Origin of the sequence: Pseudomonas fulva NBRC 16637 = DSM 17717, assembly GCF_000730565.1 — a bacterium.
GTDB lineage: Bacteria > Pseudomonadota > Gammaproteobacteria > Pseudomonadales > Pseudomonadaceae > Aquipseudomonas > Aquipseudomonas fulva.
In genome coordinates this window covers 50,220-62,097 of record NZ_BBIQ01000006.1, presented here as the reverse complement: position 1 = coordinate 62,097, position 11,878 = coordinate 50,220, and the positions used below count along the sequence as shown (strand labels likewise).

10 protein-coding genes are annotated in these 11,878 nt (G+C 63.3%); 7 read left to right on the top strand and 3 right to left on the bottom strand.

What is annotated here, in order from left to right; translation table 11 throughout:
* Positions 1–4: 4 nt before the first annotated feature.
* Positions 5–484, bottom strand: coding sequence for a hypothetical protein (locus PFU01S_RS08285; RefSeq protein ID WP_042139356.1), 480 nt, complete (start codon positions 482–484; stop codon positions 5–7).
* Between the two features lie 305 nt (positions 485–789).
* Here PFU01S_RS08285 and PFU01S_RS08280 point away from each other — a divergent pair, with 305 nt between their 5' ends.
* The 7 genes from PFU01S_RS08280 to PFU01S_RS08250 all read left to right on the top strand — a co-directional run bounded on the left by PFU01S_RS08280 (position 790) and on the right by PFU01S_RS08250 (position 8,708).
* Positions 790–1,641, top strand: a complete 852-nt coding sequence (locus PFU01S_RS08280) for an STAS domain-containing protein (RefSeq protein ID WP_027915209.1) — start codon at positions 790–792, stop codon at positions 1,639–1,641.
* Between the two features lie 3 nt (positions 1,642–1,644).
* The gene (locus tag PFU01S_RS08275) at positions 1,645–2,007 is read left to right on the top strand and encodes an STAS domain-containing protein (protein ID WP_027915208.1); all 363 of its coding nucleotides are present in this window, start codon (positions 1,645–1,647) and stop codon (positions 2,005–2,007) included.
* On the top strand, positions 2,004–2,408 hold the full coding sequence (locus tag PFU01S_RS08270; protein ID WP_023534560.1) for an anti-sigma regulatory factor: 405 nt from the start codon (positions 2,004–2,006) through the stop codon (positions 2,406–2,408). Before PFU01S_RS08275 ends, PFU01S_RS08270 begins: the two co-directional genes overlap by 4 nt.
* Positions 2,405–3,418 carry an ATP-binding protein gene (locus PFU01S_RS08265; protein WP_028687125.1) on the top strand — a complete coding sequence of 338 codons (1,014 nt, stop codon included), beginning with the start codon at positions 2,405–2,407 and terminating at the stop codon, positions 3,416–3,418. Before PFU01S_RS08270 ends, PFU01S_RS08265 begins: the two co-directional genes overlap by 4 nt.
* The gene (locus PFU01S_RS08260) at positions 3,411–4,253 is read left to right on the top strand and encodes a sensor histidine kinase (RefSeq protein WP_028687124.1); all 843 of its coding nucleotides are present in this window, start codon (positions 3,411–3,413) and stop codon (positions 4,251–4,253) included. Before PFU01S_RS08265 ends, PFU01S_RS08260 begins: the two co-directional genes overlap by 8 nt.
* Positions 4,250–6,193 (top strand): response regulator, encoded by a 1,944-nt coding sequence (locus PFU01S_RS08255; protein WP_028687123.1) that lies wholly within the window; start codon positions 4,250–4,252, stop codon positions 6,191–6,193. The genes PFU01S_RS08260 and PFU01S_RS08255 overlap by 4 nt, the downstream gene beginning before the upstream one ends.
* Positions 6,194–6,314: 121 nt before the next feature.
* Entirely contained in the window at positions 6,315–8,708 is a 2,394-nt protein-coding gene (locus tag PFU01S_RS08250; RefSeq protein ID WP_028687122.1) for a TonB-dependent siderophore receptor, read from the top strand.
* 210 nt (positions 8,709–8,918) lie between these two features.
* Here the strand turns inward: PFU01S_RS08250 and PFU01S_RS08245 are convergent, their stop codons facing one another.
* Both PFU01S_RS08245 and PFU01S_RS08240 read right to left on the bottom strand, forming a co-directional pair.
* Positions 8,919–10,772 (bottom strand): DEAD/DEAH box helicase, encoded by a 1,854-nt coding sequence (locus PFU01S_RS08245; RefSeq protein ID WP_028687121.1) that lies wholly within the window; start codon positions 10,770–10,772, stop codon positions 8,919–8,921.
* Positions 10,773–10,893: 121 nt separating this feature from the next.
* The gene (locus PFU01S_RS08240; protein ID WP_027915202.1) at positions 10,894–11,781 is read right to left on the bottom strand and encodes a LysR substrate-binding domain-containing protein; all 888 of its coding nucleotides are present in this window, start codon (positions 11,779–11,781) and stop codon (positions 10,894–10,896) included.
* Positions 11,782–11,878: the final 97 nt, after the last annotated feature.

Genomic DNA, 11,878 nt, shown 5'->3' with positions numbered 1-11,878 from the left:
CAGCCTACTGCGCCGGGCGCTTGTCTTGCGTGCAGGCAACGTAGGTACTGCCCGACTCGCCCCGCAACGACACATCGTGGTTGCCAACTTCCTGGGTGTAATGCCCCAGGTCATCCTTGCCGATGCCGCTCAGCTTGGCGATGTCCTCGACGCGCTGGCCCTTGAACATCCCCGAAAACTCGTTGAAGTCACCTTCGCCGTCACTGGCAGCATGTACCGTCAGCTGCGTGATCGGTTGGCCGTAGACCTTCACTGGCTGCGCCAGCGAGTACTCAGCGTCCGACAGCTCCGACGCCTGGACGGTGGCCTGGCCCTTGGCCGCCGTGACCAGTGCATCGAACTGCTCGGGTGAGACCACGCGCTTGCACGTCAGAACTTGGCCGATACGCGTGAGAGCCTCGGTTTGATCGAGGTTTTCAGCGTGAGCGGTGGCCACGCCAGCAAGGCTGGCAAGCAGGGGCAGGATCAGGCGAGTCGTGTTCATGCATCAGTTCCTTCTGGTGGGTAGCCCCTATTGAGTGCCGGGGTCACCAATGGTTTCAAGGCGCCAGGGACGCTACCGGCCATGGCGTGAAGAGGCAGGCCACCCATGCTTTGGTCCGGTGCTCACGGCGCACTCGCCTGCCCTTGATCCAACCTGCCAAATTTCTTTGAGCAATGGACTACCATCCGATGGCCTAATGCAATTAAATGCGCCACCCGGACAACTATTCCGGCCAGTAACTGTCACTCACAAAACACCCGGTCATAGCGTGAAGGTGCCCGCTTTCACCACAGGAGCTCAGATACATGGCAGCACTGCAAAGCAGTACGTTGGACGCGGTCGAAAATAACCAGGACCAGTTGCTGACCCAGTGGTTGGCAGGCCTGGAAGCCAACGGTGCCACGCGCAACGTCAAGGAACAGGTGCTGGCCCAAGAGACCCGCGAGTTCCTGCAACTGTTGGTGCAGGGCTTGAAGGGCCAAGGTGGCGCTAACCTGGCAGCCGCCGATTGGGAGGCCGTACGCCGGTTCCTCGAAAAGCTGTCGTCATCGCGCGCGCAGATGGGCCATGACTCCCACCAGACCGTGCACTTCATCTACGCCCTGAAGCGTCCGCTGTTCGCCTTGCTGCAATCGCACTACAGCGCCGACCCGGCCACGCTGGCCGAGGAACTCTGGCGCGTGTCCGAGCTGCTCGACAGTATGGGCATGCACACCATGCGCACTTACCAGGCGAGCCGTGAAAACGTCATTCGCCGCCAGCAGGAAGAACTGCTGGAGCTGTCTACGCCGGTGGTCAAACTGTGGGACGGTGTGCTGGCCTTGCCATTGATCGGCACCCTCGACTCCCAGCGCAGCCAGACCGTCATGGAGTCGCTGTTGCAGCGCATCGTCGACACCGGTTCGGAAATCGCCATTATCGACATCACGGGCGTGCCCACCGTGGACACCCTGGTGGCGCAGCACCTGCTCAAGACCGTGACGGCCATTCGCCTGATGGGCGCCGATTGCATCATCAGCGGCATCCGCCCGCAGATCGCCCAGACCATCGTGCACCTGGGCCTGGACCTTGGCACCCTGACCACCAAGGCCAACCTGGCCGATGCCCTGAAGCTGGCCCTGACCCGCGTGGGCAGCGACCTCGGCCAGCGAGCCTGAGCCATGGAGCGTATCCCGATCCTGCAGATGGGGGAATTCCTGCTGGTGACCATCCAGGTGGACATGCATGACCAACTGGCCCTCACCCTGCAGGAAGACCTGACCGACCGCATCAGCAGCACCTCCGCCCGCGGCGTACTCATCGACATCTCGGCACTGGACATGGTCGACTCGTTCATCGGGCGCATGATCGCCAGCATCTCGGGCCTGTCACGCATCATGGACGCCGAGACCATGGTGGTCGGCATGCAGCCTGCCGTAGCCATCACCCTGGTGGAACTGGGCCTGACGTTGCCCGGGGTAAGTACCGCCTTGAATGTGGAACGCGGCATGCAAGTGCTGCGTCAGCGTGTGACCCGCAAATGAATGTGCGCGACAGCGGTAGCCTGCCGGTGCGCATCGAGCAGGATGTAGTCCTTGCGCGCCAGTTGGCCCGCAAGCTGGCGGGCGAGTGCGGCATGCGCCTGGTCGACCTGACCAAGTTGGTCACCGCCGTCAGCGAGCTGGCCCGCAACACCGTGGTCTACGGCCGTGGCGGCGACATGGACTGGCAGGTGCTGGAGGACTTCGGTCGCGTGGGCCTGCGCCTGCATTTTCGTGACGAAGGCCCCGGCATTCCCGATATCGGCCTGGCGTTGACCGACGGCTGGACCTCGGGCGGTGGCATGGGCCTGGGCCTGACCGGCGCGCGGCGCCTGGTGGATGAGTTCGAGTTGGATACCGCGCCTGGCGAGGGTACCCGTGTGACGATCACACGATGGGCGTGAGCATCGCTGCCAGCCAGACCTGCGTCGTACCGTTGGCTGACCCCAGTGACGTTGGCCACGCTCGACGGATCGCGCAAAAACTTGCACAGGCCCACGGTCTTGACGAAACGGACGCCGGACGTGTCGCGCTGGTGGTGACCGAGCTGTGCACCAACGTGCTCAAGCATGCCGGGCACGGCGAGCTTCATCTGCGGGCGCTGCCGCGCGGTGACGGCAGGTTTGGCATCGAAGTGCTCACCCTCGATCGCGCGCAAGGGTTCGATGCCCAAGCCTGCCTGGCCGACGGCTATTCGTCGGCGGGTACCCAAGGCATCGGCCTGGGCGCCATCGCCCGCCAGGCTCAAGTCTTCGACGTCTATGCCGATACCCGGGGAGCCGTAGTTCTGGCGCGGTTGTATGCCCAGAATGACCCAGGTACTGACCTGCGCTTCGGCGTCAGCCAGCATGCCCTCAATGGCGACCCGGCCTGCGGCGACACCTGGCACCTGACCTTCGATGGGCAGCGCGTGAGCGCCCTGGTGATCGACGGGCTGGGGCATGGCAGCGAAGCCGAAGCGGCAGCCCAGGCGGGCGCGGCAGTGTTCGCACAGGCACCGTTCGCCCACCCGCAGCAGCAGCTTCTGGCCATGCACCAGGCGATGGCAGGCACACGCGGTGGCGCCGTGGCCCTGGCGCACTACGAGGGCTGCAATGCACGGCTGAGCTACACCGGCATCGGCAACATCGGCGCGAGCCTGGTCAATGGCAGCCAATCACGAGGCCTGGCGTCAATGCCCGGCATCGTCGGCGGGCAATTCAGAAAAACCCAAGTGTTCGACTACGCTGATCTGAACGGAAATGTGTTGATCATGTACAGCGATGGCCTGCAGTCCCGGTGGAACCTCAAGGATTACCCTGGCCTGGTGCACCGTCATCCGGCCGTGATCGCTGCGGTGCTGCACCGCGACTTCTGCCGAGGCCGGGACGATGTCACCGTACTTGTCATCGACCTGGAGCTGCCCAATGGCTGATGCCGCACTTATTGCCCGCCTGCAAGCCGAGAACGACGCCTTGCGCGCCGAGCTGGATGAAACCAACCAGGGTGTGCTGGCGCTGTATGCCGAGCTGGATACCCAGGCTGAGCACCTGCGCCAGGCCTCGGACCTAAAAAGCCGCTTCCTGTCCTACATGAGCCATGAGTTCCGCACCCCGCTGGGCTCGATCTTGAGCATCACCGGCCTGCTGACCGACGAGCTCGACGGGCCGTTGTCGGCGGAACAGCACCGTCAGGTCACCTTCATCAGTACTGCTACCCGCGAGCTGTCCGACATGGTCGACGACTTGCTCGACTTGGCCAAGATCGAAGCCGGTCGCATCACCATTTCGCCGGCCTGGTTCGACATGTTCGACCTGTTCGCCGCCCTGCGAGGCATGTTCAGGCCCATCGTCGATGCCACGGCCGTGGACCTCATTTTCGAAGAACATGCCGGCCTGCCGCGGCTGTACACCGATGACAAGAAGCTGGCGCAGATTCTGCGCAACTTCATTTCCAATGCCCTGAAGTTCACCTCACAGGGCGAAGTGCGTATTTCCGCCTGCCTGGAAGGCGATGACAGTATCCGTTTCGCCGTGAGCGACACGGGTATCGGCATTGCACCGGAGCTGCTGGGTACCCTCTTCGAAGACTTCGCCCAGGTGGACTCGCCGTTGCAGAAACGCTTGCGCGGTACGGGCCTGGGCCTGTCGCTGTGCAAGCGCTTTGCCGAGCTGCTGGGAGGTCATGTGGGCGTCGAGAGCGAGCCGGGTGTCGGCTCCTGTTTCTTCGTGGTGATCCCGCTTGCCCTCGCCCCGGAGAGCACTGAATGAATGCCGATGTGCGCTTGCTGATCGTCGATGACAACGTTGCCACCCGCTACGCCATGCGCAGGCGGTTGGCGGTGCACGGGTACCAGGTACTGGAGGCCGGCACGGGCGGCGAGGGCCTGGCGCTGATCCGCGACAGCCAGATCGACGCCTTGATCCTGGACGTGAACCTGCCGGACATGAGCGGCTTCGACATCGTCCGGCTGCTGCGTCAGGACCCACGCACGGCGCTGCTGCCAGTGATTCATGTGTCGGCCGCGTCGATCCAGAGCGGCGACATCATCACCGGGCTGAACGCTGGCGCCGATGCCTACCTGATTCACCCCGTCGACCCGGACGTGCTGCTGGCCACCCTGCGCACCTTGCTGCGCGTGCGCGACACCGAGCGCGCATTGCGTCAGAGCGAGGCACGCTTTCGCGAGATTTTCACCAGTGTGTCGGCGCCGATTGCCGTGATGGACGCCCAGCTGAAGGTGCATGAATGCAACCAGGCGTTCAGCTACCTGATCCAGGACAACCGCCACCCTGAGCAGCTGCACGACTGCTTCGCCGATGGGCAGGAGGCGGCGCTGGCCAGCCTGCGCGAGCACCTCATGGCCGGCGAGCGCTGGCAGGGCACCTTGAGCATGCAGGTGCATGGTCATGTACGCGAGACCGAGTGGCAGCTTTCGCCGTATCAGGCGCCGGGTTTGTGCCTAGTGTTCGTCGAGGATATCACCGAGCACCGTCACCGCGAACGCTCGCACCTGGCCCGGCTGGACGACGCCACCAGCCAGTTGGCCCATGAAGTGGCCGTGCGCGAACGCACCGAGGCGCAGCTGGTGCAACTGCAAAAAATGGAGGCGCTGGGCAGCTTGACCGGCGGCATCGCCCACGACTTCAATAACCTGCTGACCGGCATCATCACCAGCCTCGAACTGATCTGCAAGCGGGTGGCCGAGAACCGTGTCGACAGAGTGCCGCGCTATGCCGAAGCTGCGCTCAGCTCGGCCAACAGCGCGGCTTCGCTGACCCATCGGCTGCTGGCCTTCGCTCGCCAGCAACCGCTGGACACTCGGCCGGTGGACGTCAACCGCCACGTGCGCTCGCTCGAAGAACTGCTGACCCGCACCATTGGCGAGCGCATCACGTTGACCCTGAACCTCTCCACCCAACCGGCCATCGCCCTGGTCGACCCGGTGCAGCTGGAAAGCGCGGTGCTCAACCTGGTGATCAACGCCCGCGACGCGCTGCCCAAGGGCGGGCGGATCTGGCTCGACACGGCCGCCATCTGGTCCCAGGAAAACCCCAATCTTGCCGACGGCCCCTATGTGATGGTCAGCGTGCGCGACAACGGCACCGGCATCGAACCTGAGTTGCTGGACAAGGTGTTCGACCCGTTCTTCACCACCAAGCCCGTCGGGCAGGGCACCGGCCTTGGGTTGTCGACCATCTATGGTTTCGCCCGGCAGTCCAGCGGCCACGTGATGCTCAACAGCGTGGTGGGGCAGGGCACCGAAGTGGCGCTGATGCTGCCGGCCAGTGCGCAGGCAGCCGTGCCCGTGGTACGCGAGCGTGGGCTCGATCTACAGGGTAATGGCGAGCATGTGCTGATCGTCGAGGACATGGCCTCGGTACGGCTGTCGGTGGCCGAAGCGCTGGCCGATGCCGGCTACCACTGCACACTGGCCTCGACCACCGACCAGGCGCTGCAATACCTGCGCGACGAGCCGAGCCTGGACCTGATGCTGACCGACGTTGGCCTGCCAACGCTCAGCGGCCGGGAGCTGGCCGACCTTGCCCGTGGCTACCGGCCCGAACTGCCTGTGCTGTTCATGACCGGCTATGCCGATGCCGCGTTGGACCGGCAGGCGTTTCTCGGCGATGGCATGGACATGCTGATCAAGCCGTTCCGTATGGGTGAGCTGCTGGGCAAAGTGAGGCAGGCCATCGGTAAGGTGTAGGACCCAGCCTACAACCGAAGTTAATTAATCTGAAAATAAATGAGGTGTTTTCTCATTCTCGTTCGGCAGGTAGGGAAGGCCGGAATACAGGCCGCCCGCCGATACGCTACGGAGCGAGAGAATGAGTTCTACCCCGGTTTCACCGCGCCACCCCCTGAACCGAGCCCTGCGTGGCGCCTTGCTCGGGCTCGTGGTAGGCAGCCATGTCCTGCCAGCCCTGGCCCAGCCTGCGGCCACTGACAGCAGCAGCCCGCTCAAGCAGTGGAACATTCCGGCAGGCCCGCTGGCGCCAGCGCTCGATCGTTTTGCCAGGGAAGCCGGCGTCAGCCTCTCGTATGACGCGCAAAGCGTGGCCCACCAGACGACGCCGGGCGTCCAGGGCTCGCTGGGTACCGCAGCGGCCTTGTCTTCGCTGTTGCAGGGCAGTGACCTGCAATCTGAACAGCAAGGCCCCAACGCCTACCTGCTGCTGCCCCAGCCCAAGCCCACCGGCCCGCTGGAGCTGGGCGCCACCGAGGACTACCGCCTGGCCCCGGTAATCGTCAATGCCAAGGTCAAGGCCAGCGCCGACGACGACATCAACTCGGTCGTGGCCAAGGAGCTTTGGGTGGGGGGCAAGGTCGCCACCAGCATCCTCAATACCCCGGCGTCGGTATCGGTGGTGACCCGCAAGGAGATGGAGCAGCGCAGCGTCAGCACCACCGAAGAAGCGCTGCAGTACACCCCAGGGGTGATCAGCGACTTCTATGGGTCGGACGACCGTAACGACTACTTCCAGATTCGCGGCTTCCAGGCCACCACCTACCGTGACGGCCTGACGCTCAGCTCCATGCGTGGCGTGCGCGAAGACCCTTACGCCTACGAGCGTATCGAGATCATTCGCGGCGCCAACTCCACTCTGTTCGGCCCCGCCGACCCAGGCGGCTCGGTCAACTTCGTGACCAAACAGCCACGGTTCGAGCGCTTCGGCCAGGGCTACGTGACCTACGGTTCGTACGACCATGCCGAGACCGGCATTGATGTGGGCGATGTGCTCAACGAAGGCGGCACCGTGGCGGGGCGCTTCACGGCCAAGCTGCAGGACAGCGACCGTGAGTACGACCATTCCCGGGACGACAGCCGCCTGGTGATGGGCGGGCTGACCTGGGCACCGAGCGACTTCACCTCGGCCACCGTGGTGCTGGACTACCTGAAGACCAACAGCTCGCCCAACAGCGGTGGCTACCCGCTGGACAAGGAGTACGACCGCAGCAAGTTCTTCGGCGAGCCCGGCTACAACTTCCACGATGTGGAGCGCACCAGCCTGTCCGGCAACATCACCCACGACTTCGACAACGGCTTTGTATTGCGTGGCAACCTGCGCTACAGCGAACTGACCGACGATTTTGGCTACGCCTACTTGAGCGACAGCCCATCGCGGGTGGGCACGACCATCCCGCGCTATGTGTTCGGCACCGACAGCGACGCCGACCAGCTCAACGGCAACCTGATGCTGCAATACGATGCGCAGTTCGAGCACGTCGACAGCAGCACCCTGGTGGGGGTGGAGTACCTGGACTCCTCGACCAAGCAGCGCTCGGTCTATAGCCTCGCCACCCCGATCGACATCGCCAACCCGGTGTTCACCGGCGTGCCGCGTGGCATCGAGCCCTACAGCCGCAAGAAGCAGGACGTGACCACCAAGGCTGTGTTCATGCAGCAGAACCTTTCGTTCTACGACCGCGTCATCGCCACCGCTGGCGTGCGCAATGACTCCATGGATCTGTCCAGCACCGAGTACGTGGGCGGGGCCGCCAAGCAGAGCGACGATTTGTCGGAAACCTCGTATCGCGCGGCGCTCACCTACATCGTCAACGACGAAGTGTCGACGTACGTGAGCATGGTGGAGTCGGTGTCCCCACCCCAGGTGGGCGTCACCCCGCAAACCGGCAAGCAGTACGAAGTGGGCGTGAAGTACTCGCCCATCGGCATGGACGCGATGTTCTCCGCTGCGGTGTATGACCTGACCCAGGAAAACGTCACCATCGCTGTGGTACTGCCCAGCGGCATCATCGAACAGCAAACCGTCGGTGAGTCCCACGCACGCGGCCTGGACCTGGAAGCCAAGGCCCAGGTGACGGCTGATATCAGCGTGATTGGCGCCTATTCGTACATGGACACCGATGTGAAACGCGGGTCGCTGTATGACGGCTCTTCGCTCAAGGGCAACGCTTTTGCCACCGCACCCAAGCACTCGGCTTCGTTGTGGACGTACTACGACATTCCGGCGACCGACGTGAGTGTCGGGCTGGGCGCACGGTACGTGGGGGCTTACTACATGGATGCGGCCAACACCAAGAAGACCGACGGCACCACGTTGTTCGACGCGGCATTCAAGTACCAGATCGCCAAGGGCACCGACCTGGCGGTGAACGTGAGCAACCTGTTCGATGAACAGCACGTGGTGGGCTCGGGGACGGCTGATTATTACAACCCTGGGCGTGAGGTGACGGCGCGGGTGAGTTATAGCTGGTAAGCCATTATTTGGGGGGCTGAGCAGTGTCTGTAGAGGCTGCAATCGATGGCCTGTGCAGTCTGGCCGTTGTGAGCCGCACGGTAGGCCTTGAGCTCTAATGTGGAGCTGAAATGTTGGGGCCGCTTCGCGGCCCATCGCGGCCGGTCCGGCCTCCCGGCGAGGCCGCGCCCACTAATACCGCGCAACCCTTAGTCCCGCACTATCAAGCAGCTAAAGGCTCGCTTGAACCTGAGCCACTGCCTCCTGCAGGCGTTCGGTGAATCCGGAGTGGGTCTGATGGGTCATCACCAGCCTGTCCACGGCGCGGGTCATGGCTACATACAGCAAGCGCATCTCATCGGCTTCGTCTTCGCCCTGCACCGGCATCTCGTGCAAGCGCGGAATCACCACGAACCCGAATTCTAACCCCTTGCTCGAATGCATGCTCACGATCTTCACCGTGTTCTCGCCATACAGCGCGCTGCGTTTGGAAACGGTCTTGGCGCTGGTGTACGGGATGCCCGCGGCCTTGAGTGTGTCCTCGACCCAGGTGGCCTGGAAACCTTCTCGGTAAATCACGGCCATGTCTTGCCAGGCCCGGCCGTTTGCCTGCTCATGCTCAAGCCGGGCGACAAGGCATTGGGCTTCCTGCACAAGCCCAGGGTGGCTGAGCAGTTGCGGCAAGTCGCCGCGCCGGCCTGCGCTTTGCGGGGCCAGTACCGGGATATGGTCGTCTTCGGCATCCCGGGCGCTGAGCAAATCCTTGGAAAACGCATGCGCGACCGACAGCACTTCCAGCGTATTGCGGTAGTTGATGCGCAAGATGGTGGTCCGCCCTGACGCCTTGATCCCTACACTGGCGAAGCTGAATGTCATCTTCGAGGCAAGGGTGGCCTTGCCGCGGTAGATGGCCTGGGCGTCGTCGTAGAGCACCAGCAGGTTTTCCTGCTCCTGGTCGAGTTGATGAACGACCAGGCGGAACCACTCCGGTTTGAAGTCGTGGCCCTCATCGATCAGGATCGCGGCATACCGATCAGCGTCCAGCTTGCCGTCCGCCATGTGCTTGAGCACATCGTCTTCGAGCGCCTGGAAGAACTTCTGCCCCTTGAGTTGAGGGATGGGCAGCTGCGCATCGGTCAGCAGCTTGCGACACCAGGCATGAAAGCTCATGGCAACTACCTGAACGTCTTGCTGGTGCGCCTTGAGCACCTGGTTCAAGCGCGCTGCGAGGGTCTTGTTGTAGCACAACACCAGTACCGGCTTGCTGTAGGTGCGCGCCAGGTAGAGGCTGCGGTACACCAGGACCATGGTCTTGCCGCTGCCGGCCACGCCGTGAATCACCCGGTGCCCACTGCCCATGGAACGCGCCAGTTGCTCCTGCTGCAGGTCCATGACCTTGATCAGGCTGGGCATGGGCGCCTCCTGCTCACCGAACAGCCCGAACTGGGCACGTGCCGGGTTCAGGCGGATTTCCGGGAACAGGTGGTAACGCACGCGGTCCACGTGCTCGTCCGACAGCGCCACGGGAAAGTGCTGCACGAACATGGCCTTGAAGCGTTGTTCGAACAGGCCTGCATCCACGGTTTCGAACATTTCGTCCTTGCAGATGACACGCAGGCTTTGCAAGGCCGAACCGGCTTGCAGCGAGGTGAATTCCTTGCGCGTCATCTCTGGCAGCACGACGCCCCAGGTATAGGGCATCAACAGTTTGCCCGCTCGGATAGAGCCTGGCTTCTGGGTCAGCGCGGGGTCCTTTTCCAGCGCTTCCTTCGTTTCGAACGCGTTCTTGCGGGCCTGCGCCATGGGGTTGATGACGGTGACTTCGCGACCGTGCTCGAGCTTGATGACCTCGTTGATCGTCACCTCTTTCAGCGAGCTCAGCTTCCAGTCCTTGACCTCGAGAATGAGCAAGCCCACTTCAGGGTGCAGGAGGACGAAGTCCGGCTGCAGCCCCTTTGGGCCAACCGGCACGTTGAACCAGCATAACCAGTCATCGGGGAGTTTCTTTTCGAGGCGCTCAGCCAGGCGTTTTTCCCCGGGCGTGTCGAAACGGCACGCGCCGAGTGTTGGGATGATTTGGGCCATATCCTTATTGTCCATATCCAAAACGACGCGCCACAGTAGGATTTATCCTTCTGCAGTGCAAATCTGAACCACTGTCCTGCACCCGATCTGACGGTCAGATAACCCGAGCGTAATGGCTCGCCTAGTTCGCAGGCATCAACGTCTTGATCAATGCGCGCACCGTCCCCGGCAGGGCCTCCAGCTCCCGGACGAGTATGCTGCGTTCGCGCTCGGCCCAGGGTTCGTCCAGGGCGATGGTCACCAGGTTCATGGTGTGGCTGTGGCGCGATGCGGACGACTCGGGAATGATGCCGATGCCCACGCCTGCCTCGACCATGCGGCAGATGGCCTCGAAGCCCGACAGCTGGATACGCAGGGCCAGGGTTTCACCCATGCGCTCGACCTGGTCGCGCAGAAAGGTCAGCAGGGTGCTGCCGTCGTGCAGCCCGATGTGCTGGTAGGCCAGAGTCTGTTTCAACGTCACCTGGCGGCGGTTGGCCAGCTCGTGGCCGGCGGGCACGATCAGCACCAGCCGATCGGTGCTGAAGTGCATCACCTGCAGGCCGCTGGCCTCCACGGGGCCGGCGATGATGCCCATGTCGGTGCTGCCATCGAGCACGCCTCGCACGATGTCACGGGACAGGCGTTCCTGCAGGTCGACCGTGACCCCCGGCCGTTGCGCCAGGAAGCCTGCCAGCACCTCGGGCAGAAACTCGGTCACCGCCGTGGTGTTGGCAAAGATGCGGATATGCCCCGCCGAATCGCCGCCGAACTGGGTGAACTCCGCCTTCAGGTAATCCACCTGGCGCATCACCAGGCGTGCGTGGGTCAACAGCGTGTGCCCGGCCGGGGTCAGTTCGACGCCGCGGCTGTCGCGGTACAGCAAGCGCGTGTCGAGCTGCGCTTCCAGCGCCTTGATACGCGCACTGGCGGCGGCGGGAGAGAGGTGGGCTCGGCGGGCGCCCTGGGTCAGGCTGGGAGATTCGCCGATGTGGATGAACAGGCGCAAGTCAGCCAGATCGAAGTGCATGGGCAAGTCCTGGGTAGGGAAGGCGTTCGGCATTTATGAACGCCGGGTTATGGAAATGCAAATTCACAGAATGCGCGACAGGGTCGCATGATCGTCC